General features: G+C 71.4%; 23 protein-coding genes. 7 read left to right on the top strand and 16 right to left on the bottom strand.

Features of this window, described 5'->3' with window-relative positions; genetic code table 11:
- The first annotated feature begins 242 nt into the window (after positions 1–242).
- Together AB0B14_RS08815 and AB0B14_RS08810 are read left to right on the top strand one after the other, a co-directional pair.
- A complete protein-coding gene (locus AB0B14_RS08815; protein ID WP_357069261.1) occupies positions 243–1,127 on the top strand; it encodes a peptidylprolyl isomerase in 885 nt (294 codons plus the stop codon).
- 59 nt (positions 1,128–1,186) lie between these two features.
- Positions 1,187–2,026, top strand: a complete 840-nt coding sequence (locus AB0B14_RS08810; protein ID WP_357069259.1) for a peptidylprolyl isomerase — start codon at positions 1,187–1,189, stop codon at positions 2,024–2,026.
- Positions 2,027–2,092: 66 nt separating this feature from the next.
- Here the strand turns inward: AB0B14_RS08810 and AB0B14_RS08805 are convergent, their stop codons facing one another.
- From AB0B14_RS08805 to ruvC, 8 genes are all read right to left on the bottom strand, one after another.
- Positions 2,093–4,615 (bottom strand): bifunctional (p)ppGpp synthetase/guanosine-3',5'-bis(diphosphate) 3'-pyrophosphohydrolase, encoded by a 2,523-nt coding sequence (locus AB0B14_RS08805; RefSeq protein ID WP_357069257.1) that lies wholly within the window; start codon positions 4,613–4,615, stop codon positions 2,093–2,095.
- 197 nt (positions 4,616–4,812) lie between these two features.
- Positions 4,813–5,379, bottom strand: coding sequence for an adenine phosphoribosyltransferase (locus tag AB0B14_RS08800; protein ID WP_357069255.1), 567 nt, complete (start codon positions 5,377–5,379; stop codon positions 4,813–4,815).
- A 139-nt stretch (positions 5,380–5,518) separates the two neighbouring features.
- A complete protein-coding gene (gene secF, locus AB0B14_RS08795; protein ID WP_357069253.1) occupies positions 5,519–6,712 on the bottom strand; it encodes a protein translocase subunit SecF in 1,194 nt (397 codons plus the stop codon).
- 1 nt (position 6,713) lies between these two features.
- A complete protein-coding gene (secD, locus tag AB0B14_RS08790; RefSeq protein WP_357069251.1) occupies positions 6,714–8,621 on the bottom strand; it encodes a protein translocase subunit SecD in 1,908 nt (635 codons plus the stop codon).
- Between the two features lie 276 nt (positions 8,622–8,897).
- Positions 8,898–9,236 carry a preprotein translocase subunit YajC gene (gene yajC / locus AB0B14_RS08785; RefSeq protein ID WP_357069249.1) on the bottom strand — a complete coding sequence of 113 codons (339 nt, stop codon included), beginning with the start codon at positions 9,234–9,236 and terminating at the stop codon, positions 8,898–8,900.
- A gap of 140 nt (positions 9,237–9,376) precedes the next feature.
- On the bottom strand, positions 9,377–10,447 hold the full coding sequence (gene ruvB, locus AB0B14_RS08780; RefSeq protein WP_357522037.1) for a Holliday junction branch migration DNA helicase RuvB: 1,071 nt from the start codon (positions 10,445–10,447) through the stop codon (positions 9,377–9,379).
- 85 nt (positions 10,448–10,532) lie between these two features.
- The gene (gene ruvA / locus AB0B14_RS08775) at positions 10,533–11,135 is read right to left on the bottom strand and encodes a Holliday junction branch migration protein RuvA (protein ID WP_357069245.1); all 603 of its coding nucleotides are present in this window, start codon (positions 11,133–11,135) and stop codon (positions 10,533–10,535) included.
- The gene (gene ruvC / locus AB0B14_RS08770) at positions 11,132–11,659 is read right to left on the bottom strand and encodes a crossover junction endodeoxyribonuclease RuvC (protein WP_357069243.1); all 528 of its coding nucleotides are present in this window, start codon (positions 11,657–11,659) and stop codon (positions 11,132–11,134) included. Before ruvC ends, ruvA begins: the two co-directional genes overlap by 4 nt.
- 752 nt (positions 11,660–12,411) lie before the next feature.
- Between ruvC and AB0B14_RS08765 the strand changes: the two genes are divergently transcribed.
- Both AB0B14_RS08765 and AB0B14_RS08760 read left to right on the top strand, forming a co-directional pair.
- Complete coding sequence (locus AB0B14_RS08765) at positions 12,412–13,194, top strand: 3-hydroxybutyrate dehydrogenase (RefSeq protein ID WP_357522035.1); 783 nt, start codon at positions 12,412–12,414, stop codon at positions 13,192–13,194.
- A gap of 14 nt (positions 13,195–13,208) precedes the next feature.
- Complete coding sequence (locus AB0B14_RS08760) at positions 13,209–15,128, top strand: helix-turn-helix domain-containing protein (RefSeq protein ID WP_357069239.1); 1,920 nt, start codon at positions 13,209–13,211, stop codon at positions 15,126–15,128.
- A 117-nt stretch (positions 15,129–15,245) separates the two neighbouring features.
- Here the strand turns inward: AB0B14_RS08760 and AB0B14_RS08755 are convergent, their stop codons facing one another.
- The 3 genes from AB0B14_RS08755 to AB0B14_RS08745 form a co-directional block, all read right to left on the bottom strand.
- Positions 15,246–15,854 carry a TetR/AcrR family transcriptional regulator gene (locus AB0B14_RS08755; protein WP_357069237.1) on the bottom strand — a complete coding sequence of 203 codons (609 nt, stop codon included), beginning with the start codon at positions 15,852–15,854 and terminating at the stop codon, positions 15,246–15,248.
- Positions 15,855–15,865: 11 nt separating this feature from the next.
- Complete coding sequence (locus AB0B14_RS08750; RefSeq protein WP_357069235.1) at positions 15,866–17,434, bottom strand: MFS transporter; 1,569 nt, start codon at positions 17,432–17,434, stop codon at positions 15,866–15,868.
- Positions 17,435–17,515: 81 nt separating this feature from the next.
- Positions 17,516–18,187: a transcriptional regulator gene (locus AB0B14_RS08745; protein WP_357069233.1), complete on the bottom strand. Its 672-nt coding sequence runs from the start codon at positions 18,185–18,187 to the stop codon at positions 17,516–17,518.
- A gap of 179 nt (positions 18,188–18,366) precedes the next feature.
- Between AB0B14_RS08745 and AB0B14_RS08740 the strand changes: the two genes are divergently transcribed.
- Complete coding sequence (locus AB0B14_RS08740) at positions 18,367–19,224, top strand: SPFH domain-containing protein (protein ID WP_357069231.1); 858 nt, start codon at positions 18,367–18,369, stop codon at positions 19,222–19,224.
- A 194-nt stretch (positions 19,225–19,418) separates the two neighbouring features.
- The gene (locus tag AB0B14_RS08735) at positions 19,419–19,859 is read left to right on the top strand and encodes a DUF5980 family protein (RefSeq protein WP_357069229.1); all 441 of its coding nucleotides are present in this window, start codon (positions 19,419–19,421) and stop codon (positions 19,857–19,859) included.
- An 83-nt stretch (positions 19,860–19,942) separates the two neighbouring features.
- Here AB0B14_RS08735 and AB0B14_RS08730 read toward each other — a convergent pair whose 3' ends face one another.
- Complete coding sequence (locus AB0B14_RS08730) at positions 19,943–21,217, bottom strand: FAD-dependent monooxygenase (protein WP_357522033.1); 1,275 nt, start codon at positions 21,215–21,217, stop codon at positions 19,943–19,945.
- A complete protein-coding gene (locus tag AB0B14_RS08725) occupies positions 21,210–21,773 on the bottom strand; it encodes a TetR/AcrR family transcriptional regulator (RefSeq protein ID WP_357069225.1) in 564 nt (187 codons plus the stop codon). Before AB0B14_RS08725 ends, AB0B14_RS08730 begins: the two co-directional genes overlap by 8 nt.
- A 204-nt stretch (positions 21,774–21,977) precedes the next feature.
- Here AB0B14_RS08725 and AB0B14_RS08720 point away from each other — a divergent pair, with 204 nt between their 5' ends.
- A complete protein-coding gene (locus AB0B14_RS08720) occupies positions 21,978–22,265 on the top strand; it encodes a hypothetical protein (protein WP_357069223.1) in 288 nt (95 codons plus the stop codon).
- A 93-nt stretch (positions 22,266–22,358) separates the two neighbouring features.
- Here the strand turns inward: AB0B14_RS08720 and AB0B14_RS08715 are convergent, their stop codons facing one another.
- From AB0B14_RS08715 to AB0B14_RS08705, 3 genes are all read right to left on the bottom strand, one after another.
- A complete protein-coding gene (locus tag AB0B14_RS08715) occupies positions 22,359–23,525 on the bottom strand; it encodes an alcohol dehydrogenase catalytic domain-containing protein (protein ID WP_357522031.1) in 1,167 nt (388 codons plus the stop codon).
- Positions 23,522–24,976 (bottom strand): aldehyde dehydrogenase family protein, encoded by a 1,455-nt coding sequence (locus tag AB0B14_RS08710; protein WP_357522029.1) that lies wholly within the window; start codon positions 24,974–24,976, stop codon positions 23,522–23,524. The genes AB0B14_RS08715 and AB0B14_RS08710 overlap by 4 nt, the downstream gene beginning before the upstream one ends.
- 104 nt (positions 24,977–25,080) lie before the next feature.
- On the bottom strand, positions 25,081–25,737 hold the full coding sequence (locus tag AB0B14_RS08705; protein ID WP_357522027.1) for a TetR/AcrR family transcriptional regulator C-terminal domain-containing protein: 657 nt from the start codon (positions 25,735–25,737) through the stop codon (positions 25,081–25,083).

Raw genomic sequence — 25,737 nt, 5'->3', positions numbered from 1 at the left:
TCGTCCTGCCCAGCAGCCTATCGGGCGCGCCGAGCGAGTTTGCCGCGTCCGTCCCACGCGCCCCGCACGGCACAGTGACGTCGCCCGATAAGCGCTGCTCGGGACGGGGTGGACCTCGTACACCACTTTCCCAGTCACTAGCCGTACACTCTGGCGGGCGTGTGGCGCGGCACACGTGACGCCCGGACGGGCCGGGGTGCCCGGCCGCCGGCGACGACCAGGTAGAGGAAAGGGGAGCACCTGTGGCTTCCAGCAGGGACCGGCAGCGCAAACTGGCGCGGGCCAAGCTCGACCGGCAGTTGGCTCGCCGGGCCGCCGCCACGCGGCGTCGTCGGCAGATCCAGGCCGGTGTCGGCGCCGCCCTGATCCTCGTGTTGGTCGTGGCCGGCTCCGCCTGGGCACTCGGAGCGTTCGACTCCGACTCGAAGCAGAAGACGGCCGCGGAGGACACCTGCCTCTGGACGCCGCAGGACGCGACGGCCAACACCAACCTCAAGGACGTCGGCACCCCGGCGACCAAGGACATCCCCACCGCGGGCACCCGGGCGATGACCGTGACCACCAACCAGGGTGCGCCGATCACCGCGGAGCTGAACCTGACCAACTCGCCGTGCGCGGCGGCGAGCATCGCCCACCTGGCGAGCCGGTCGTTCTACGACAACACCAAGTGCCACGAGATCACCGCCGACGGCGCGCTGCGCTGCGGCGACCCGAGCGGCACCGGGCTCGGCGGGCCGACCTACTCGTTCTACGACGAGGAGCTGCCCACCGTGCCGTCGGCGTCCCCGTCGGCCAGCCCGGCCCCCGGCCAGCCGCCGACGTACCCGAAGGGCACCGTGGCGATGATCGCCAACCCGCCGGGCAGCAACGGCAGCCAGTTCCTGATCTTCTTCAAGGACTTCACCACCACCGACCCGAAGTTCCCGGTGATCGGCCGGGTGACCGGCGGGCTGGACGTGGTGGAAAAGATCGGCGCCCTCCCGACCGTGGACAATGGGACCGGGGCCAAGGTCAAGCCCAGCACCGACGTGACGATCCAGAGCCTCACCGTCGGTGAGCCGGTCACCGGGGCGGCACCGGCGTCGTCGGCCTCCGGCGCGCCGTCCAGCAGCCCGAGCGCCGGTTGACCGGCCGCCACCACCCACCCACACGGCACCCAGCAGCAGACAGCCAGGAGGATCCAGGCGTGACGTCCACCAGAGAGCGGCAGCGCGCGGCGGCACGCGCCCGGCTCGAGAAGGAGATGGCCGAGCGCGCGGCCAAGGCCCGCAAGCGCCGGCAGACGCAGGCGATCGTCAGTGCGGCAGCCGCGCTGGTGCTCGTGGTCGCCGGCACCGTCTGGCTGGCGGTGAGCCTCGGCGGCGACGACGACAAGAAGGACACCGCCGCACCGGCGGCCGGCACGGCCGAGTGCGCGTTCACCACGCTGCCCACCGATCAGCGGCCCCCGCAGATCAAGGACGTCGGGGTGCCGAGCAACCAGCAGTCCGCGACCGGCGTGCAGACCATGACGATCGACACCAACCTGGGCCCGATCACGGCCAAGGTCGACAGGTCGAAGGTCCCCTGCACGGCGGGCAGCTTCAGCTACCTCGCGGAGAAGAACTTCTTCGACAACACCAAGTGCCACCGCCTCGTCAGCGAGGGCATCAAGGTGTTGCAGTGCGGCGACCCCAGCGCCACCGGCAACGGCTGGCGGGACACCGACGGCCAGGGCGGCCCGAGCTACCGCATGGCCGAGGAGAACCTGCCCACCGACAAGCGCCCGCCGTACCCGGAGGGTGTCATCGCGATGGCCAAGTCGCAGGACCCGGGCAGCACCGGCAGCCAGTTCTTCATCGTCTACGGCGACTCGCCGCTGGACCCGGCGTACACGGTGCTGGGCACCATCACCGGCGGCATGGACCTCGTCAAGGACGTGGCCAAGGCCGGCGACGACGGGGCGTTCGCCCAGCAGGCCGGCGGTGGCCACCCGAAGAAGGAGGTCATCATCAAGGACCTCGCGATGAGCCCGCCGCAGGGCTGACACCCGCGCAGACGACCAGGCGCCCGCCGGCTGAGCCGGCGGGCGCTGTCGTGTCCGGGGTACGCGTCAGGCGCCGGAGGTGACCCGGTACGCGTCGAAGACGCCGTCCACCTTGCGGACCGTGGCCAGCAGGTGGCCCAGGTGCTTCGGGTCGGCCATCTCGAAGCTGAACCGGCTCACCGCCACCCGGTCGCGGGTGGTGGTGACGGTGGCGGAGAGGATGTTGACCCGCTCGTCGGAGAGCACCCGGGTGACGTCGGCCAGCAGCTTGTGCCGGTCCAGTGCCTCGACCTGGATGGCGACCAGGAACGTCGAGGCGGAGGTGAGCTTCCAACTCACCTCGACCACCCGCTCGCTCTGGGCCCGCAGGTCCTCGGCGTTGGCGCAGTCGTCGCGGTGCACGCTCACCCCACCGGAGCGGGTGACGAAGCCGAACACCGAGTCCGGGGGGACCGGGGTGCAGCAGCGGGCCAGCTTGATCCAGACGTCGCTGACGCCCCGGACCACCACGCCCGGGTCGTTGCTGCTCTGCCGGCTGCGCGGTGGCCGGGTGGCGACGGCGGTCTCGGCGATGTCCTCCGCCGCGCCCTCCTCGCCGCCGTACGCGGCCATCAGCTTCTGCACCACCGACTGGGCGGAGACCTGACTGTCGCCGACCGCCGCGTAGAGCGAGGCCACGTCGGCCAGGTGCAGGTCCCGGGCGATCGACATCAGCGCGTCGGAGGTGAGCATCCGCTGCAACGGCATGCCCTGCTTGCGCATCGCCTTGACGATCGCGTCCTTGCCGGCCTCGATCGCCTCCTCGCGCCGTTCCTTGTTGAAGTACTGGCGGATCTTCGTGCGCGCCCGGGGGCTCTTGACGAAGCCCAGCCAGTCCTGAGTTGGGCCGGCCGTCTCGGACTTCGACGTGAAGATCTCGATCACGTCGCCGTTGGACAGCGTCGACTCCAGCGGCACCAGCTTGCCGTTGACCCGCGCCCCGATGCACTTGTGCCCCACCTCGGTGTGCACCGCGTACGCGAAGTCCACGGGCGTCGACCCGGTCGGCAGCGGGATGACGTCACCCTTCGGGGTGAAGACGTACACCTCCTGGCTGGACAGGTCGAAGCGCAGCGCGTCCAGGAACTCGCTCGGGTCGGCCGCCTCGCGCTGCCAGTCCAGCAGCTGCCGCAGCCAGGTCATCTCGTCGATGTGCGCGGGCGGGCCGACGATCTGGGTGCCCTTGTGCTCCTTGTACTTCCAGTGCGCGGCGATGCCGAACTCGGCGGTGCGGTGCATCGCGTACGTGCGGATCTGCATCTCCACCGGCTTGCCGGTGGGCCCGATGACAGTCGTGTGCAACGACTGGTACATGTTGAACTTGGGCATCGCGATGTAGTCCTTGAAGCGGCCCGGCACCGGCTGCCAGTTGGCGTGGATGACCCCCAGCGCCGCGTAGCAGTCGCGCACCGTGTCGACCAGGATCCGCACGCCCACCAGGTCGTAGATGTCGTTGAAGTCGCGACCCCGCACGATCATCTTCTGGTAGATCGAGTAGAGGTGCTTCGGCCGCCCGGTGGTCTCCGCCTTGATCTTGGCGGCTTTGAGGTCGGTGCCGACCTTCTGGGTGACCTGCCGCAGCAGCGACTCACGCTGCGGCTGGTGCTCCCCGATCAGCCGGTTGATCTCCTCGTAGCGCTTCGGGAACAACGTGCCGAAGGACAGGTCCTCCAGCTCCCACTTGATCGTGTTCATACCGAGCCGGTGCGCCAGCGGCGCCAGGATCTCCAGCGTCTCCTTGGCCTTCTGCTCCTGCTTGGGGCGCGGCAGGAAGGTCAGGGTACGCATGTTGTGCAGCCGGTCGGCCAGCTTGATCACCAGCACCCGCGGGTCCTTGGCCATCGCCACGACCATCTTGCGGATCGTCTCAGCCTTGGCCGCGTCACCCAGCTTGACCTTGTCGAGCTTCGTGACGCCGTCGACCAGCAGGGCCACCTCGCCACCGAAGTCGGCGCGCATCGCGTCGAGGGTGTACTCGGTGTCCTCGATGGTGTCGTGCAGCAGCGCCGCGACGAGCGTGGTGGTGTCCATCCCCAGGTTGCCGAGGATGGTCGCCACCGCGAGCGGGTGGGTGATGTACGGGTCACCGGACTTGCGGTACTGCCCGGAGTGCCACCGCGCGGCCGTGTCGAAGGCGCGCTGGAGCAGGCGGGCGTCGGCCTTGGGGTGATTGTCCCGGTGGCTCGCGATGAGCGGCTCCAACACCTCGCTGACCTGCGAGGTCTGCCAGGGCGCGTTGAACCGGGCCAACCGGGCCCGCACCCGCCGGCCGGTGGGCGCGTTGGACAGCCCGAAACCACCGCTCGGCGACGGGTCGACGCCGGCGTCACTCGGGAACGGCACCACCACCCCGTCGGCACCGGGGGACGCCTCGACGCTGGGCGGGCCACTGACCGGCTGTGCCAGGCTCTCGCCCGCAGCACTGCCAGAGCCGCTGCCGGCGCCCGTCACCCGGGCCGGCGCGTCGCCTGCCCGGTCGGTCACCGTGCCGTCAGCGTCGCCTGTCGGGTGCACCGTGCCCTCCGCCGGAGGGACGACATCGTGGGACACCGGCCTCCTCACCGCTCGCCGGAAAAACCTGCCGAACAATCGGCCGGCCTGGTCTCGCCCCGCCGGACGGCGTACCGCCGGCGTCAGCAAAGGGCAATGCTACCCGCACGGACGGTCCGCTGCCGCTCCGCCGGACGGCCGGCGCAGGCGCTGTCCGGCACACCTCGGACCAAACGGTCAGTGCGCCACCGATGGGCTCAAACGGTCAGCAGGGCATGGACGGGACGCGGGGCCAGCCGCTCCCGCCCACCCAGGAAACCGAGCTCCAGCAGCACGGTGAAGCCGGCCACGGTCCCGCCGGCCCGCTCCACCAGGTCCAGTGTCGCCTCGGCGGTGCCGCCGGTCGCCAGCACGTCGTCGACCACCAGCACCCGGTGCCCGGCGGTGAAGGCGTCCTCGTGCACCTCAAGGGTCGCCTCGCCGTATTCGAGAGCGTAGGAGACCGAGTGCGCCGGGCGGGGCAGCTTGCCGGCCTTGCGCACCGGCACCACGCCCACCCCGGTCGCGTACGCGACGGCCGCGGCGACGACGAACCCGCGCGCCTCGATGCCGACCACTACGTCGAAGGCGTCCCGACCGTGGTACGCGACGATCCCGTCGATCACCTCACGGAACGCCTTGCCGTCGGCGAACAGCGGCATCAGGTCCTTGAACAGGACGCCGGGCTTGGGGAAGTCGGGCACGTCCAGCACCCGGCTGGCGACGAGTCGGGCGGCCTCCGGGCCGCTGTCCCCGTGCGCCGCGGTGCTGTGGGTCTCCGTCACGGCTGTTGCGTTTCCCTTCGACGACGACGGCGTCCGGCTGGGGCGGTGTCGAGGCTCTCGGTCGAGCCGAGGAGCGTCGACACAGCCCCGGGCTGCTCGCACAGCATGCCGGACGCCGTTCGGTTTGTGACGTTGTGGGTCAGCGCCGCTTGGCGCCACCCGGCCGGTTGCCGCCACCACCGGGGCGACCGCCCCGGGCACCGGTCGGCCGCTTACCCGCCGGACGAGCGCCCACCTTGGGGGCGGCACCGGCCAGCGCGGCGGCGTCCGGGTCGAGCTGCTCGTCGGTCGCCTGGCCCTGGGCCGGGCTCACCGCACCCTTGCCGGTGACCTCGCCCCGGGCGAGCGCGCCCCGCCGGGCCAGGACGCGCTTGTTGTGCGCCTGGATGCGCGGGTCGTAGTTCTTCAGCAGGGCCAACAGCGGCGTGGCCACCAGGATGGAGGTCAGGAACGCCACCGCCATACCGACGAACAGCACCAGGCCGAGGTCCTTCAGCGTGCCGGCGCCGAGCAGGCCGGCACCGATGAAGAGCAGACCACCGACCGGCAGCAGGGCGACCACCGAGGTGTTCAACGACCGCATCAGGCTCTGGTTGACGGCCAGGTTGGCCGCCTCGCCGTACGTCTGGGTGTTGCTGGCGGTGATGCCCCGGGTGTTTTCCTGGACCTTGTCGAAGACCACCACCACGTCGTAGAGCGCGAAGCCCAGGATGGTGAGGAAGCCGATGATCGTCGACGGGGTGACCTCGAAGCCGACAAGCGAGTAGATGCCGGCGGTGAGGAGCAGGTTGGTGACGAGCGACGCGACCGCGGCGACCGCCATCCGCCACTCGAAGCGCAGGATCAGGTAGACCATCACCAGCGCGATGAAGATGACCAGACCGAGCACGGCCCGCTGCGTCACCTGGCTGCCCCACGCCTCACTGACCTGGTTGCTGCTGATCTGATCCTGGTTGATGCCGAGATCCTGGGCGATCTGGCCCTTGACCGCGTTGGTCTTCTCGGCGTCGAGCTGCGGCGTCCGCAGCTCGTAGGTGTCACCGCCGGTGCCGCCGACCTTCTGCGCGGTGGCCACCTCGATGTTGGTGTTCTGGGCGGCGAGAGCAGAGTTGACCTCCCGCTCGGCGTCCTCCAGGGTGCCGACGCTGGCCGGCACCTGGAACGAGTTGCCACCGGCGAACTCGATGCCGAGGCTGAACCCGCGCAGGCCGAAGCTGAGCAGGGCGATCAGGATCAGGGTGCCGGCGACACCGAACCAGAGCTTGCGGCGGCCGACGATGTTGAGACCGGCCTCGCCGTTGTAGAGGCGGCTCGCCAGACCGTTTTGAGCCATCTCAGGCCTCCTTGGCGCGCGGGTTGCGGGGCTGAGTCGGCTGGTTGCGGGCCGGAAGTGCCCGGCCCAGACCGCTGACCCGCGGGGACAGGAACGCCCTGGTGCGGGCGAACATCGTCATGATCGGGTGCCGGAAGAGGAAGACCACGACCAGGTCCAGCACGGTGGCCAGACCGAGGGCGAAGGCGAAGCCCTTGACCGTGCCGACCGAGACCACGTAGAGCACCACCGCGGAGAGCAGGGTGATCGCGTTGGCCGAGATGATCGTGCGGCGGGCCCGCATCCAGGCGCGCGGCACCGCGCTACGTGGGCTGCGGCCCTCGCGGATCTCGTCTTTCAGTCGTTCGAAGTAGATGACGAACGAGTCTGCCGCCACACCGAGTGAGACGATCATGCCGGCGATGCCGGCGAGGGTGAGCGTGAAGCCGATCTGCCGGCCGAGCACCACCAGCGCGCCGAAGACGAGCAGCGCGGAGAGGATGAGGCTCAGGAAGATCACCGAGCCGAGCAGCCGGTAGTAGAAGAACGAGTAGATGATGACCAGCAGCATGCCGATGCCGGCCGCGAGCAGGCCGGCGCGCAGGTGGCTGGCACCCAGCGTGGCGGTGACGTTCTGCGCCTCCTGCTGCTTGAAGGTCACCGGCAGCGCGCCGTAGCGCAGCTGACCGGCGAGCGCGCTCGCGTCCTTCTGGTTGAAGCTGCCGGTGATCTGCGAGTTGCCGGTCAGCACACCCTGGATCTCCGGGGAGGAGACGATCTTGTTGTCCAGCACGACGGCCACCCGGCACTTGCCGTCCTGACCGAGCGCGGTGGCGTCGCAGGCCTGACCCTCGTTGGTGAACGACTCGCGGGTCAGGGCGGTCCACTTGCCCTGACCGTCGCCGGTGAAGTCGAGGCTGACCACCCAGGCGTTGGTCTGGTCGAGCACCGCGTCGGCGTCGGACACGTCGGTGCCCAGCACCTTGGCCTGGTCGAGCAGGTACTTCGAGGCGCCGCCCTCGCAGGAGACGACCTGCTGCTTGGCGTCGGAGATCGACGCCGGGGGGCGCGCGTCGAGCTGCGTGCAGCCGATGGTCGGCACGTTGAACTGCATCTGCGCCGACAGCACGGCGACCTCTTGCGCCGACAGCGTGGCGAACGGCTTGAGCTTGTCGGCGAGCGACGGGTCGGCGGTCAGGTCGGCGGGGGCCTGCAACCCGCTGGCGGCCTGCCAGGCGGCGGCGCCGACCTTCTGCTCGACGGCCTTGCGCTGCTCCTCGATGCTCGCCGACACCGGCTCCTCGCTGGCACTGGCGCTGGGCGCGGCACTGGCCGAGGCCGTGGCGGACGCGGAGGGAGTCGGCGTGGCGCTGGGCGATGCCGGGGCCATCCCGCCCTGACCGCCGCTGGGCGACGAGGTCACCTTCGGCGCAACGCTGCCCGACGGGGTCGGGGCCGCACTGCCGGACGGCGTCGGTGCGGCACTGCCGGACGGCGTGGCCGCCGGCGGCGCGGCGGCCGTCCCGCTGCCGTCGGCACCCTTGAGCACCTTGCGGAAGCGCAGCTCGGCGGCGTTGCCCACGTTGTCCAGGTTGCGGTTCTCACCGGGCAGGGAGATGACGATGTTCCGGTTGCCCTCGGTGACCACCTCGGCCTCGGCCACGCCGAACGCGTTGACCCGGCTCTCGATGATCTGCCGAGCCTCCTCGAGATTCTCCGCCGTCGGGGCCTTGCCGCCGATGCTGTTTCTCGCCTCCAACGTCACCCGGGTGCCGCCGATCAGGTCCAGGCCGAGCCGAGGCTCGAGCCGGTCCTGGAAGCTGCCCTTGGCGCCGCCGGAGAAGAACACCAGTAGGTAGAGGACGACGAAGATGAACCCGAGCACGGCGAGCTGCCGCCCGGGGCGCATCTGTCCCTGAGGTGGTGCCACGGCTGTCCTGTCTCCCTGTGCGGTCGCGCCGCTGTGTGCAGCGGCGGCGGTGTCGGGCCGGGGGTCCCGGCTGACGGGTCTGACCTGAGCCGACGAGATCCCGACACGTGGCCCGGACACCCCGGCGCGCAACGCCGATGGTCAGGAAAACGTGCCGACGCCCGGCGTCGACCCAACTATCCAGTTTTCACGTCTCGTCCGCTGCCCCGTGGGGCGCGGTGGCCCGGAAGCCGGTCGACCGGCCGTACGCCGGACTCGCCACCCCCGGAGAAGACGTCACTCCTTGATGACGTCGGCGTCCCCGCTGATCGGCTCGCTCGGCAGCTCCGCGCGGGTGGTCACCCGGGCGATGGCGGCCCGGGCGTAGCGGGTCTGCACGCCCGGGGCGACCTCGATCAGGACGGTGTCGTCCTCGATGCCGGTGACCGTGCCGTAGAGCCCGCCGATGGTGACGACCTCGTCGCCCGGGCCGAGCCCGGACTGCATCGTCTCCGCCTCACGGCGGCGCTTCTGCTGGGGTCGGATCATCATGAAATACATGACGCCGAAGAGCAGAACGATCATCAGGACCGGCGTGATACCGCCGCCCGTGGCGCCCGCTGCTATGTAATGCACGGTTACTGACCCTCCCACTGGCCGCCGGCCCGGCACCCGGGGTGCCGGAGCGGAGGCGGAATCTCACGTCCTGTACAGACCGCGGCGAAGTCTAAACCCTGCACCTGAGAACACCGAATGCGGCACAGATCACGTTCACATCACGGCTGATCGGTATCCAAGGAGAACAGATCGGGCACAGGTGGACTATCCATGCCAAACGTACCATTCGGTGGAGTGCGCCCCAGATGCCGCCAGGCGGCCTCGGTGGCCACCCGCCCCCGAGGCGTACGGGCCAACAGACCAGCACGGACCAGGAACGGCTCGCAGACCTCCTCGACCGTGTCCGGCTGCTCCCCCACCGCCACGGCAAGCGTGGACAGCCCCACCGGGCCACCCCGGAACGAGTCGACCAACGCGCTCAGCACCGCCCGGTCCAGCCGGTCCAACCCGAGCGCGTCCACGTCGTACACGATCAACGCGGCACGGGCGGTGTCGACATCGACCACGCCGTCGGCCCGCACCTCGGCGTAGTCGCGGACCCGGCGCAACAGCCGATTGGCGATCCGCGGCGTGCCCCGGGAACGACCGGCGATCTCCGTCGCGCCCTCCGGGGTGATCGGCACACCGAGAATCCGCGCCGAACGGTGCAGCAGCGTCTCCAGATCCGCCGGAGCGTAGAAGTCGAGGTGCGCGACGAAACCGAACCGGTCCCGCATCGGCCCGGTCAACAGACCCGAACGGGTCGTCGCGCCCACCAGGGTGAACGGCTCGACATCCAGCGGGATCGCCGTCGCCCCCGGCCCCTTGCCGACCACCACGTCGACCCGGAAGTCCTCCATCGCGCTGTAGAGCAACTCCTCGGCCGGACGCGCGATACGGTGGATCTCGTCGATGAAGAGCACGTCGCCCTCGGTGAGACTGGTCAGAATCGCCGCCAGATCCCCGGAACGCTCGATCGCCGGGCCGCTGGTCACCCGGATACCCGCGCCCAACTCGGCGGCCACGATGTTGGCCAGACTCGTCTTACCCAGACCGGGTGGCCCGGACAGCAGAATGTGATCCGGGGGCGACCCGCGCCGCATCGCGCCCTGCAACAGCAGGTCAAGCTGGTCACGCACCCGGTCCTGGGCGATGAACTCGGCCAACCGCCGCGGCCGGACCGTGGCCTCCGCGTCCCGGTCCGCGTCACTGACGTACGCCGAGACGAGCCCGTCGGTCTCGCTCACCATGCCCTCATCACTCGCGACTGCGGGGCTCGCAACCCCGGCTCACTCCTCGCGCTCACCGTGCCGCCCTCCCGTCGCCGCCGGGCGCTCATCGGGTGCGACCCAGCAGGCGGATGGCCTGCTTCAACAGGACCGGCACCGGCGGCGTCTCGCCCTCGATCGTCTCCGCCACCGCGGCCACCGCCTGATCGGCCTGGCCAGCCGTCCAGCCCAACCCGACAAGCGCCTGCCGAACCTGGTCGGGCCAACTGCCGCGGGTCACCCCGGCGACGCCGTCAACGCCGATCGGCACCGGGCCGATCCGGTCGCGCAGCTCCAGCACCAGCCGTTCCGCGCCCTTCTTGCCGATCCCGGGCACCCGGGTCAACGCGGCCGTGTCGGCGTTGGCGATCGCCTTGCGCACCGCGTCCGGGCTGTGCACGGCAAGCACCGCCTGGGCCAGTCGCGGGCCCACCCCGCTGGCGGTCTGGAGCAGCTCGAACAGCGACTTCGCGTCGTCGTCGGCGAACCCGTAGAGAGTCAGCGAATCTTCCCGCACGACCAGGCTGGTGGCGAGCCGGGCGACCTGGCCGACCCGCAGCTCCGCGAGGGTCCCCGGGGCGCAGTGCACGGCGAGGCCGACGCCGCCAACCTCGATCACGGCCTGGTCCGGACCCGTCGCGGTCACCGTGCCGCGCACGCTGGCGATCATCGTGCTCCTCCTCGTCGTACCCGGTCGGCCGCCGCGGCCAGCTTGGAGCGGGTCCCCCCGCGCCACACGTGGCAGATGGCCAGGGCGAGCGCGTCGGCGGCGTCGGCCGGCTTCGGCGGCTCGGCCAGCCGCAACAGCCGGGTGACCATCGCCGTCATCTGCGCCTTGTCGGCCTGACCGGACCCGGTCACGGCCGCCTTCACCTCACTCGGCGTGTACGTCTGCACCGGCAGACCGGCTCGCGCCCCGGCCAGCACGGCGATGCCGCTGGCCTGCGCGGTGCCCATCACCGTACGCACGTTGTGCTGGCTGAACACCCGCTCGACGGCGACGCTGTCCGGCTGGTGCTCGGTGACCAGCTCGGTCAGCGACCGGTCCAGGTGCAGCAGGCGCAGCGGCAGGTCGTCGGCCGGGTCGGTGTAGACCACGTAGTAGGCGACGAGAGTGCAGGGCCGCCCCGGCACACCCTCGACCACACCCACCCCGCACCGGGTCAACCCCGGGTCCACACCGAGCACGCGCACGCCGCCCCCTCCCCAGCCGTCAGCAGTACGTGTGTTCGACACCCTAACCGGCGCCCTTCCCACCAGCCCCACGGGACACGCCCTCCCGCCCTCCCGCGCCCCCGCGCCCCGATCTACGCAACTTCCCCGATGTCGCTGCCTCCGACGCGCCCGAGCCAGCAACATCCCTGATGTTGCGCGGACCTTGACGACGGGCACCACGCTCGGCCGGCCGGGAGCGGGGGTTCCCGGAGCGCCAGCCGCAAGGTCACGCTCGATCCGGGATGTAGTGGCCACGAAGCACCAGGAGACCATCACATCCTGGACAAAACCGTCGCATTAGGGCTGCAGCCGGTGGGTCAACCCGGACATGAAGTGCAGGATCGCGGAGCGGGGTAGGCCCGGCTTGGCGATCATGGAGTTGTGGTGACGACTTTGGGGGTCTTACGGGCGTTCTGTTACCCACCACAACTCCATGATCGGCGATTGATGAGCAGCCGTTCCCCCTAGCGCAACGATTGACATCTGGATGCTGCGCGATCTTCCGCCGCGAGAACGAGAAGCAGCGGGACGAGGGCCGGGGACGTCCGCGCGCACGACAGAAGCGGCAGACGAAGGCCGGGACGCCCGCCTGCGACAAGGAGCGGCGACGACGGCCCCCCGCCGCCGGGACGAGAGCGGGCGGCGGGGCGGGCGGGCCACACAGCTTGGCATCGGAGTATGTGTTGCTGACCCATGTGCCGGGGAGCACACAGCTCGTAACTTCTTGCGCCATGACGGCAGAACCCGTGGCGGTCCCCCACGTCGTACAGCTCGACCTCGCCGATCGGACCGCCCTGGTCACCGGGGGCGGCGGCGGCATCGGGCGGGCGTGTGCCCTGCGGCTGGGCGCGGCCGGTGCCACGGTGCTCGTGGTGGATCGCGACCTGGAGGCGGCCAGGGCGGTGGCCGCCGAGGTCGGTGGCCGGGCCGAGGGCGTGGACCTGTCCGACGCCGCGGCGGTGGAGCGCCTCGACGTGGACGTGGACATCGTGGTGAACAACGCCGGGCTCCAGCACGTCGCGCCGCTGCAGGACTTTCCCGTCGAACGCTTCGAGTACATCCAGCGGGTGATGGTGGAGGCGCCGTTCCTGCTGATCCGCCGGGCCCTGCCGCACATGTACGCCCGGGGCTGGGGTCGCGTCGTCAACATCTCCTCGGTGCACGGGCTGCGTGCCTCGCCGTACAAGGCGGCCTACGTCTCGGCCAAGCACGCGCTGGAGGGGCTGTCGAAGGTGGTCGCCCTGGAGGGCGCCGCGCACGGGGTGACCGCCAACTGCATCAATCCGGCGTACGTGCGTACGGCGCTGGTGGAGAGCCAGATCGCCGACCAGGCGGCCAGCCACGGCATCGACGAGGCCGAGGTGGTCGAGAAGATCATGCTGGCTCGGGCCGCGATCAAGCGGCTGATCGAGCCGGAGGAGGTCGCCGAACTGCTGGCGTACCTCTGCTCGCCGCCCGCGGCGTTCATCACCGGCACGTCGATCGCCCTCGACGGGGGCTGGACGGCCAACTAGTGGGGCTGAGCACAATGTCGACCATGTCATCGCCGGTGGAGTTCCTGGAGCTGCTCGCCCGTGAGGCCGCGGCGGTCGAGTTCGAGGGACCGCTGGTGGCCGCGCGGGCCGCGGGGCTGCCGCCGGAGCGGCTGACCGAGCTGGAGCAGGCCAGGGCGGTGGCGTTGCGGGTCCGCGCGCTGCTGGAGCGTCGGCGTCGCCGGGAGACCGAGCTGTCCGGCCTGTACGACACGGTCAGCGACCTGGCCGGGTTGCGCGACCTGGACGACGTGCTGCGGGCGATCGTGCACCGGGCCCGCCACCTGCTCGGCGCGGACGTGGCCTACATGACCCTCAACGACGACGAGCGCGGCGACACCTACATGCGGGTGACCGACGGGTCGGTTTCGGCCCGTTTCCAGCGGCTGCGGCTGCCGATGGGCGCCGGCCTGGGCGGTCTGGTGGCCCAGTCCGGCGCGCCGTACGTCACCGGCAACTACGGCGAGGACGCGCGCTTCCACCACACCGGTGAGATCGACGCCGGGGTGGGCGAGGAGGGCCTGGTGGCGATCCTCGGGGTGCCGCTGCGGCTCGGTTCCACCTCGATCGGTGTGCTCTACGCGGCCAACCGTTCGGCCCGGCCGTTCGTCCGGGAGGAGGTGGCGCTGCTGGTGTCGCTGGCCGCGCACGCCGCGGTGGCGATCGACACCGCCCGGCTGCTGACCGAGACCCGCTCGGCGTTGGCCGAGTTGTCGGCGGCGAACACCACCATCCGGGCGCACAGCAGCTCGGTGGAGCGGGCCGCGGCGGCACACGACCGGATGACGGCCCTGGTGCTGCGCGGCGGCGGTGTGGAGGACGTGGCGGCTGCGGTGACCGAGGTGCTGGGCGGTGCGCTGCTGGCGTTGGACGCCGAGGGGCGCCTGCTGGCCCGGGTGGGTGAGATCGACGAGCCGGACCGGGCGGACATCGTGGAGGCGGTGGCAGCCTCCCGCACCGAGGGGCGCAGCGTGCGCCGGGGCCCACTCTGGTACGCGGCCGTGGTGGCGGGCGCGGAGAACCTGGGTGCCCTGGTGCTGCGCCCGGATGACGAGTTGGTCGACGCCGACCAGCGCATCCTGGAACGGGCGGCGCTGGTGACCGCGCTGCTGCTGCTGTTCCGCCGGACGGTCGCCGAGGCGGAGGGGCGGGTACGCGGCGAGCTGCTGGACGACCTGATCGCCCGACCGCTGCGCGACACCGACGCGCTGCGCAGCCGGGCCCGACGGCTCGGGGTGGACCTGGACGCGCCGCACGTGCTGGTGGCGGTGGGCGACGACGCGATCGCCGCGACCGGCTCGGCCCGGCAGCGGGTGCTCTCCTGGGCCACCACGTACGCCTCGGCGCGGGGTGGCCTGGCCGCGGCGCGCGACGGTCGGGTGGTGCTGATGTTGCCGGGGCTGGACGCGGGCGGTAGTGCCCGTGCGGTTGCCCGGGACCTGTCCCGGGTGACCGGCCGTCCGGTGACCGCCGGGGCGAGCGGCCCGACGAACGGCCCGGCGGCGTTGGCCGGGACGTTCCAGGAGGCGGACCGGTGCCTGACGGCGTTGGGTGCGCTGGGCCGGGCCGGCCAGGGGGCGAGCACCGCCGAGTTGGGCTTCGTCGGGCTGCTGCTGGGCACGGTCGGTGACCGGGGCGAGAAGGACGTGACCCAGTTTCTCGATGCGACAGTCGGGCCGGTGGTCGACTACGACGCCCGGCGGGGCACGGCTCTGGTGAAGACGCTGGAGGCGTACTTCGGAGTGGGTGGCAGTCTGGCCCGGGCCGCCGAGCAGCTGCACGTGCACGTCAACACGGTGACCCAGCGGTTGGAGCGGGTCGGGCAGTTGCTCGGCGCGGACTGGCAACGGCCCGAGCGGGCGTTGGAGGTGCAGCTCGCGCTGCGCCTGCACCGGCTCCGCGCCCCGGCCGGCTGAGCGACGCCGGCAAGCGCGGACGCCCGCGAGCGCGGACGCCCGCAAGCTGGGACGCCCACAAGCTGGGACGCCCGCCGCCTCGGACGCGGACGCCCGCGGCACCGAGCGACGCCCGACTCAGCGGACGCGGATGCCCTCCAGCACGGCGTCGACGACCCGCTCGGGCAGGGCCCGCTCGTCCAGCTCCGGATTCCATTGCAGCACCCGCTGGATCAGCATCGGCCCGGTGAGCAGTGCCATCGTCACCTCCACGTCGATGTCGGGCCGCAGCAGGCCCTCGTCGATGCCGCGCCGCAGCACGTCGCGCATCAGCTGCCGCCGGGGCGAGATGATGTTCTGGTAGAGCTGGTACTGGTCCGGGCTGCGGTTAACCGCGGGCACCAGGCAGGGCATGATCTTCGCGGCTCGCGGGTCGATGTTCTTGCCGATCGCACCGACAAGCAGCACCAGGTCGTCACGGACCGAGTGGCCGGCCGGTTGGGCCAGGACGCCCTTGAGCCGACGCAGCGCATCCAGCAGCAGCGCGTCCTTGCCGGCCCAGCGGCGGTAGATGGTGGCCTTGCCGACTCCGGCGCGGGCGGCGATCGCCTCGATCGAGAGTGCCTCGATGGTGCTGCCCTCGGCGAGCAGGTCAAGGGTGGCTTCGACGATCGCCTCGTCGGCGCGGAGGCTCCGCGGTCGCCCGGGCGACCGCGGAGCATCTGCAGTGGACGTCATGTCCGACATCTTTTCCCGACCTACGCCGTTCCGGCCAGCTCGGGTTCGGCGACCGGAGCCACCGGGGCGACGCTGGTCTCCTCCCGGCCCGGCATCCAGCGCAGCACCACGATGATCCCGACCGCGGCGATCACCGCGGAGAGCCCGGCCGCCCAGTGCATGGCGGTGACGAAGGCGTCGTTGGCCGCCGAGATCAGCCCCGGCGCCGCCGGGCCGAGCTGGCCCGCCGCCGCGTACGCCCCGGAGATCGACTCGTTGGCCGCGTCGCGGGCCTGCGTGGGCAGGCCGGTCAGCGCGTCACCGATGTCGCTGCGGTAGACCGCGGAGAGCACCGAGCCGAGGATCGCCACGCCGAGCGCGCCGGCCACCTGGCGGATGGTGTTGCTCACCGCGGAGCCCACACCGGCCTTCTCCCGGGGCAGCGCCGACATGATCGACTCGGTGGCGGGCGGCATGATGTTGGCCATCCCGGCGCCCTGGATGAGGAAGACGAGCAGCACCACCCAGATCGGGGTGGAGGCGCCGATGAACACGAACGCGGCGAGTGACACCACGGTCAGCGCCAACCCGACGGTGGCGACGGCCCGGCCGCCGTAACGGCGGACCATCGCGGCGCTGCGCGGTGCGAAGACCAGCTGGGCGCCGGCGAAGGGCAGGAAGAGCAGACCGGTCTGTAGCGGGCTGTAGCCGCGCACCAGTTGCAGGTAGAACGAGCCGAAGAACATCGAGCCCATCGCGGCGAAGAACACCAGGCCGACGATGGCGACCGGTGCGGCGAAGCGGGGCACCCTGAACAGCCGGACGTCCAGCGACGGGTGGTCGCTGCGCCGCTCGTGCTGCACGAACCACGCCAACACCGCGATGCCGACCAGGATCGAACCCCAGGCCACCGGGCGGTCGAAGCCGTGCTCGCCGCCGTCGATGATGCCGTAGGAGAGGGCGACCAGGCCAACCACGGAGAGCAGCACACCGAGCACGTCGACCCGGCCCGGTCGCGGGTCACGCGACTCCGGGACCAGCAGCGCCACCAGGATCACGCCGGCGACGACCACCGGCACGTTGATCAGGAAGACCGAACCCCACCAGAAGTGCTCCAGCAGCGCGCCGCCGAGGATCGGGCCGACCGCCACGGCGAGACCGACCGCTCCGGCCCACACACCGATGGCCCGACCACGCTCACGCGGGTCGAAGACGTTGGAGATGATCGACAGCGTCACCGGCATGATGGCCGCGCCGCCGACCCCCATCAGGGCGCGGGCCGCGATGAGCTGGCCAGGGCTCTGGGCGTACGCGGAGAGCAGCGACGCCAGACCGAACAGCACCAGACCGATCATCAGGAAACGCTTGCGGCCGGCGCGGTCGCCGAGCACCCCGAAGGTGAACAGCAGCCCGGCGAAGACGAGCGTGTAGGAGTTGATGGCCCACTCCAGCTCGCCCTGGCTGGCCCCGAGACCGTGCGTCGGGTCGGCCAGGGTGCGCAGTGCGACGTTGAGGATCGTGTTGTCGAGGACGACCACGAGGAGGCTGATCACCAGCACCCCCAGGATCGCCCACCTCCTCGGGTGGCCCGTGTTGTTGTGCAGCTCCATGCGTTGTTTCCCCCCACGCTTTCCCCGCGACGCAATACGATACGGGTCAGACTCGTAACGTGGGCCAGCGTACGACGCGCATTAACGATACGGGACCGATCCGTATCGTATGTGGTGCGCATCACGCCCTGGTGGGACGGCCAGGACGGCGGCGACCGCGTCCGACAGCGTGCCGAGGTGGGCCGCCCGCGCGGTGAGCGGCTCGATCCAACCCGGCCCCGCGCCGTACACCCGCAGGCGCGGAAAGTCCCGGGCCAGGCGCACCAGACGGTACGCGCGGCCGGTGACCGGCGTCTGCGACCAGAGCACGACGGTGTGCGGGCGCGCCCGGTACACCGCGCTGGTCAGCGCGGACCAGGGCAGCGCGGGGCCGAGGTGGAGACAGCCACGACCCTGCTCGCGCAGGGCGGCGGCGAGCGCGTGCAGACCCAGGCAGTGCGTCTCCTGCTCGGCGCCGGCCAGCAGCACCCCACCGGCGGGCAGCGGCCGGCCCGGCTCCCTGCGGTGCACGTCCAACCCGACCCGGACTCCCTCGCTGAGGGCGTGCTCGACGGTGACCTCGGCGGCGTCGCGCCCCCGCAGCCGGGCCAACAACGGGTGGCAGACCTGCTCCCAGAGCGCCGGTACGCCCCAGGCGTCGGCCAACTCCAGCACCAGCGTGGCGACACCGGTGCCGTCCAGGTCCTCGGCCGCCAGCGACACCTGCTTGTGCGCGATCTCCACGGCCTCCGCCGGCATCGGATCGGTCAGCACCAGACGTACCCCCGGGTAGACGTTCGCTACCCGGGAGTTCGCTGGAACGACGCCCGGCGGATGCGCCGTGGCGGGATTTCCCGGCGACGGGCCGTCAGGCGGCGAGACCGTCTCCCCTCCGACTTGACCGGACCTCCTAGGTTGAAGATCCACACAGCCCAGCGGAAGGCCCCCACCCCATGCCCGTCGGCTTCACCATGGCGATCGTCTTCGCCGTCGCCCTGGCGGTCAGCGCCGTCCTGGCACTCGCCGCGCCCGCGCGGCCACTGAAGCGGACGGCCGGCCTCGCCGCACTCGTCTTCCTCGCGCTCACCCTGCTCGTCGGCGTCACCTCCAGCGCCCACTCGGTTCCCATCCGCTCGGTCGGCATCGTCACCAGCTTCGGCAAGCCCACCGGCGAGGTGACCGGCTCGGGCCTGAAATGGGTGGCGCCCTGGCAGAAGGTCGGCGAGTGGGACGCGGGCCGGCAGAAGTACGACCACATCGGTGGCGACAACTGCGTACGGGTCCGCACCGGCACACTCGCCGACGCCTGCGTCGAGGTGCTCATCGAGTGGCAGGTCAAGCCGGAGGACGCGCCGAAGCAGTTCATGGACTACAAGGGCGACTTCGACAGCTTCCGGGGCCAGCGGGTGGGTGTGCAGCTCGACAGTGCGACGAACGACGCGTTCGCCGCGTACAACCCGCTGGAGAAGATCGACGCGCGGACCGGTGACCTCAACGTCGACCTGAAACCGTTCGCCGCGAACATCAAGACCAGCGCGGAGACCCGGCTCGCCACCGACGTGGACATCCTCTCGGTGACCATCACCCGGGTGAACCACGACGACAAGACCGAGGGCAACATCAAGGCGTTCCAGGACAAGCTGGCCCAGACCCGCAACCTGGAGCAGGACCGCAAGAACGCCGAGATCTCCAAGCAGATCACCGAGACCAACGCGACTGTCGACAAGGTGACCCGCTGTCTGGAGATCGCCGAGAAGAACGGCGCCAACCCGGGTCTCTGCATCAACCCCGGCATCGTCACCGGCAAGTAACCGCACGCCGCCTGGCGTCGGTTGCCAGCCTCTTCTGAGAGCCCGCTGAGATACCTCTGCCAGTCTGGTCGGTGGGCGGCGCTGTTCGCTGGCGTCCCGTCGAACGGCGGTTGCGGGATCGTCGTCGCACGTCTCGCGACATCGTCATTCGGCGCGCCCGCACCCTTGTCGGTCGCAGAGCTTGGGAGTTGAAGGTGACGTTCTTCCGTACCGCCCGACAGATCGCCGGCGCCGCGCTGGCGACCACGCTGCTCGCCCTCGTCGTCGGCGCGCCAGCCTCCGCGGCACCCGCCACGAAGACCACCGCCACCCCGTCGACCTGGACGCTCGTCGACCTGCCGCAGCGGATCTGCGCCACCCCCGACGATCCGCGCACGCTCTACTACTTCGTCGTTCTCGACGGGACCTGGTCGGCGCCGATCAGCGTCGGCTACACCGGCATGCCCGACGGCACCGAGGTGTACAGCCCGCTGACCGCCCTGCCCGGCTCCGGGGACGGCCACACCGTCCAGGTCCTGGCCGCGTTCCGCCTGCACGACGCCCCGCTCGGCCGGTACGTGCCGCAACTCCGGGCCACCGACGGCGTCGTCACGCAGAGCGTCCCGGTCGTCCTGGACATCCGGTCGTCCTGCTGAGAGCGGCACGGGCCGTCCCGCCATCCGTGCGCAGCCGCGAGAGTGAATGATCCACTCGCCTTGGCGCCGGGCGGATCGGCCGGTCAGCCGGTGGCGGCCCGCTCCCAGTGGCGGGGAGCGCTGATCTTGGCCCAGCTCGCGCCGAACGTCATCCGGCGCAGCGGTGGCGCGATGGTGCAGAGGCTGAACCAGCCACGGGTCAGACCCACGTTCACCGGGTTGCTCATCATGCCCTGCCGCAGGGTCCGCATGGCCAGCTCGACGGCTTGGAATCCGTACTCGCGCATCTCGGTCTCGTAGTCGCCAATCGCCTCCAGCAGCGGCAGGTGGCCGCCGTCGGCCCGAAACAACTGGCGGGTGAGCAGGGCAGCGTCGCGCAGTGCGGTGTTGGCGCCGTTACCGCCGGCCGGCGGCATGCCGTGCACGGCGTCGCCGAGCACGGTGACCCGCGAGGGTGCCCAGGGTGCCAGACGGTCCGACGCCTGGAACGGAAAGGCGCTCACCTCGTCTGGTGGGCACTCGTCGATCAGTCGGCGTAGCGCGGGGTGCCAACCCGTGATCAGCTCGGCGACGTAGGCCTTCAACCGAGGACCGTCGAGGCGCTCCGGACGCGAGGGAAACACGTCGTTACGGCCGACGAACGCGCACAGCAGATAGTCGTCCCCCACCGACATCTGGCGTTCGAACACGGAGGTGAACAGGAAGTGCGGCGCACCGGTGAGAATGAGGTTCATGCCCTCGGTCAGCCGGGCGGGTAACCAGGCTCGGGTGTCGTCGTTCAGCGGCAACTTGAGCCCGACGCCCACCGCACCGGCATCCCGCTGGGTGGCGCTCGGCAGGTACTGCGCGCGTACCCGGGAGTTGATCCCGTCGGCGCCGACCAGGACGTCGCCGGTGGCGGACGTTCCGTCGGCGAAGTGTGCGGTGGGGCGACCGTCGGCGGTGAGCTCGTACCTGTCGAACGCCTTGCCGTAGTGGACGGCGTCGTCGAGTCCGTCGAGGAGAACGCCGCGCAGCGTGGCACGGTCGACCGGGTAGGCCCGTTCGGCGGGGTCGGGAGAGTCAGGATGCATGACCGCGTCCTCCACGAGGACCAGCGGGCGCAGGTCGGCGCCCAGGAACCCGAAACCGCCGCCGGGCCGGCCGGCGGTGTCCGTGAACGCCCGCCAGTGCCGGTCGGGAAGGCAGGCACGCAGCGACCGGCTGCCCGCCGGGTTGATCGCGAGCCGGTAGCGGTCCACCCGATCGTCGCGGCGCCGGTCGCGCTCGTACACGGCGACGGTGATGCCGTGTTTACGCAGGCCCTGGGCCAGAGCGAGGCCGCCGATGCCACCGCCGACGATGAGTACGTCAGTCATGGGTGAACCTTTCTGGTGCGAAGAGGTCGCACAGTTGGTGGACAACCGACTCGGCCTTGTCGGGACGCAGGCGAATGCCCTTGACGGTGGCGATCACCAGCTCGACGCTGGCGGCGACGTCGAGGTCCACCGACCAGACGTGTCGCGCGATGCCCTCGTTGAAGATCGCCGCGAGCGCGTCCCGCCAGCCCTGTTCGTCGCGCTCGATGTCGGCCCCGGTGGACTCGTCACGTCGAGCGCGAAGATCGAGCTCGTCGAGCACGATGAACAACTCGGGCCGTTGCGCGACGGCGGTGGCGATCTCGCCGAGGTGTTGGCGTAACCGGGCGGCGGGTTCCAGATCGTTGTGCATTGTCGCCTCGAATTGGCTGGTGACGTGCTCGAGCACGGCGGCGATCAGGTCGGCCTTGGTCCGGAAGTAGTGGTGCAGGGTGGAGTGGTCGATGCCTGCCGTGGCGGCGATCGGTCGCAGCCGGAACCCCTCGAAGCCGCCCTCGGCGATTGCCGTGAATGCCGCGTGGACCAGCGCCTGCCGACGGTCGAGCCGTTCAGTCATCCTCAGTCATCCTCCACCAACCAGTTGGTTGATAGCTCAGCATCTGTGTGACGAACTGTCAACCAGGTGGTTGATGACCTCCCGGCTCATGTCGGCGACATGGGCAGGACGAGCACGGGCCACCGGGTCGAGGCGTCGACCGAATCGCCGGCACGGGCAGCTGTGGTGCACGAACGCGCACGGTCCGGGTTAGCCTTGGCGCATATGGCTACCTTTCGCAGCGCCTCAGTGCTCCTCTCCGCCGACGGCACCAGGACCCCCGGCACCGCCGCGCTCTTCGCCGAGCCCGCCCGCAGGGGTGGGACCCCACCGTGGGCGGGTGACTTCCGACCCGCCAACAGCGCCGGCAACGGCCCCAAGAACGCGGTCGGAAAGACCTTCACGTTGGAGCTGCCCGACGGCAGCACCGGCAAAGTCGTGGTCCAGGGCCTCAAGAGCGGCAAGGGCGGCGTCGTCCTTGCGCTGATGGGCGAGGACGCGCCGCCCTTCTGACCGTCCACTCGTCTTTCCGGAAGTCGGGGTGTCCTGGGCGTCCCGACACCCCGACTTCACGGAAGCCGAGTCGATCAAGCAGGCCGGGGATGCTCAGTCGAGGGTGACCACCCAGCGAGCGCCCTCGCCCCGGGCCAGCCGATCGAACGCCATAGGGGCCTCGTCCAACGGGACCGTGCCGCTGACCAGCACGCCCAGGTCCAGCGCGCCGCCGGCCAACTCGGCGGCCAGCACGGGCACCTCCCGGTCCGGGTCCGACGAGCCGTACACCGAGGACCGCAGGGTGCGGGCGGAGTGGAAGATGTCCAGCGCGCCGAGGCTGACCATGTCGTCCTTGGCGCCCATGCCGACCACTGTCACCGTTCCCCCGCGTCGGGTCAGTCGCCAGGCCGCCCGGATGGTGGTGGCCCGTCCGACGCACTCGAAGGCGTGGTCGACGCCGCGACCCTCGGTGCGCGCCCGTACCTCCCTGGACAGCCGGTCGTCGGAGAGCAGGAAGTCGGTGGCCCCGGTGGCGAGCGCCAGGTTCCGTTTGGCCCCGGCCACGTCGACGGCCAGGATCGTCGTGGCGCCGGCCCGGCGGGCCGCGCTGAGCACGGCGAGCCCGACCCCACCGAGCCCGACGACCGCCACGGTCTCGCCGGGCGCTACCCGGGCGGTGTTGCGGACCGCGCCGACGCCGGTCAGCACCGCGCAGCCGAGCAGTGCGGCCTGTTCCGGGGGCAGACCTGCGGGAATCGGGATGACGGCGGTCTCGGGCACCACCACCGCCTCGGCGAGCGCGCCGAGGCCGAGGGTCAGGTTCAGCGGTACGCCGTCGTCGGTCTCGCCGCGCGGCACTGTCGGGGCGGTCGTGTCGGCGCAGAGCCACGGCTCGCCGCGCCGGCACCACCAGCAGGCCCGGCACGCCGGTGCCCAGTTCAACACCACCTCGGTGCCGACCCGCAGCCGACTGCCCGGCCCGGCCTCGGCCACCACGCCGGTCGCCTCGTGCCCGAGCACCAGCGGGAACCTCGCGGCGATCGTGCCGTTCACCATGGACAGGTCGGAGTGGCAGACACCGGCCGCCCGGATCGTCACCCGCACCTCGCCGGGGCCAGGCGCGGGCAGGCGTACCCGCTCGATTCGCAACTCGGCGCCGACACCGCGCGCGACAAGCGCGCGGACGGTGACCGGCGCGGCCACCGGCTCGGCACCGACCGTCGGCGCGGCCGGGACCGGCTCACGGCCGCCCGCCGGGACCGGCTCGGTGCCGCTCATCGCTGGATCGCCTTCAGCTCGCAGAACTCGGCGAGCCCGTGCACGCCCAACTCGCGGCCCAGGCCGGACTGCTTGTAGCCGCCGAACGGGGCGAGCGGATTGAACGGGGCACCGTTGATGTCGACCGCGCCGGTGCGCATCCGCCGAGCCACCGCGAGCGCCGCGTCGGTGTCGGCGGACCAGACCGCGCCAGCCAGCCCGTACCGCGAGTTGTTGGCGATCGCGACCGCCTCGTCGGTGTCGCCGAACGGGAGAACGGCGAGCACCGGGCCGAAGACCTCCTCCTGGGCGAGCGCGCTGTCGGGGTGCACGTCGGCGAAGACGGTCGGGGCGACGAAGTGCCCCCGGGCCGGCACCGGGGTGTCCGGGCCGCCGGCGACCAGCCGTGCGCCGTCGGCCAGTGCCCGGTCGACGTGGCCACGCACCCGCTCGGCCTGGGCCGCGGAGACCAGCGGCCCGAGCCGGGTGCCCGGGTCGAACGGATCGCCGAGCCGGTAGCCGGCCACCGCGGTGGCGACCAGGTCGAGTGCTTCGTCGTACCGGTCGCGGTGCACCAGCATGCGGGTCCACGCCGTGCAGGTCTGCCCGGAGTTGAGCAGGGCGTTGCCGACGCCCACCTTGACCGCGGTGGCCAGGTCGGCGTCGGGGAGAATCACGTTTGCGGACTTGCCACCCAACTCCAGCGCGACCCGGGCGATGCGGTCGGCCGCGAGCCGCATGATCCGCGCGCCGGTGGCGGTGGAGCCGGTGAACGAGACCAGGTCGACGTCGGGGTGCCCGACCAGGGCCTCACCCACCACCGGCCCGGTGCCGGGGACCAGGTTGAGCACCCCCGGCGGCAACCCGGCCTCGGCGACCGCGTCGAAGAGGAGGTACGCGGTCAACGGCGTCAGCTCGCTGGGCTTGAGCACCACCGTGCAGCCGGCGGCCAGCGCGGGCGCCAGCTTCGCCAGCACCTGGTGCAGCGGATAGTTCCACGGGGTGATCGCGCCGACCACGCCGACCGGCTCGCGGACGACGAGCGAGTTGCCGATGCTCTCCTGGGCCGGCGGCCGAGCGGCGAGCGCGACGTGGTCGCGCAGGACTGTCAACGGCAGCCCGACCTGGACCCGGGTGGCGAGCTTGAACGGCGAGCCCAGCTCCACGGCGATGGTGCGGACGAGGTCGTCGGCGCGTGCGGCGAGCGCGGCGTGCAACCGGTCGAGGTGGGCGGCGCGCTCACCGGGAGCGGTGGCCGCCCAGCCGGGGAAGGCGGCGCGCGCCGCGGCGACGGCGCGGTCCACGTCGGCCGCCGTGCCGGCGGGCACCTGCCCAATCGACGCGCCGGTGCTCGGATTCTCCACGTCGATCACGTCGGTGCCGGCGGGGGAGATCCACTCGCCGCCGACGTGCAGGTGGTGCCGGAGGCGCAGGGTGTCGGGCAGCTGCGACGGCGGGGCGGCGAGGTCCATGGCGTCCCTTCGGGGGTGGGCGACCGGCGGTGGGGACGGGGTCGCGACGGGCGATGGCGACGGAGTCGCGGCGGGCGATGAAACTAGCGCTGGGAGTTTGGACGCTACCCGCTGGGCCGGGCGGACTCCACCGGGTCGACGGTGCGGGCGTACTCGGCGGCCAGACCGTGCAGCAGCGCGTCCAGGCCGAGGGCGAAGGCGCCCTCGTCCACGCTCTGCTGGTGCTCGGCGAGCCGGTGCGCCTGCCGCAGGTGCGGGTAGTGCGCCGCGTACAGCTCCGGATCCTCGACGAAGCCGCGGGCGAACGAGCCGAGCGCCGACCCGGCCACGAAGTAGCGCAGTGCGGCGCCGATGTGGGTGGCGCGGGCCGGCGGCCAGCCGGCGCGGACCAACCCGCCGTAGACCGCGTCGGCCATGGCCAGTGCGGCCGGTCGACGACCGGGCCCCTGCGCCAGGTACGGCACGATGTTCGGGTGCGCGGTGAGCGCCCGCCGGTACGACCAGGCCCAGTCGTGCAGCGCGGCGGCCCAGTCCCGGCTGGCGAAGCCGCTGGTGTCGACAGCACCGGTGACCGTGTCGGCGACCGCGTCGAGGATCTCGTCCTTGGTGCCGAAGTGGTTGTAGAGCGACGGCCCACGGACGCCCAACTCGGCGGCGAGCCGCCGGGTGGAGAAGGCGGGCAGGCCCTCGGCGTCGATGAGCGCGGTGGCTGTCTCGACGATCAGCTGCCGGGTCAGCCGGGGCTGGCGGGGTCGGGGCAC

Source organism: Micromonospora sp. NPDC049171 (genome assembly GCF_040648275.1).
In the GTDB taxonomy this organism is placed as follows: Bacteria; Actinomycetota; Actinomycetes; order Mycobacteriales; family Micromonosporaceae; genus Micromonospora.
The sequence above is the reverse complement of the archived record's forward strand: the minus strand, read 5'-3'. Positions and strand labels throughout refer to the sequence as shown.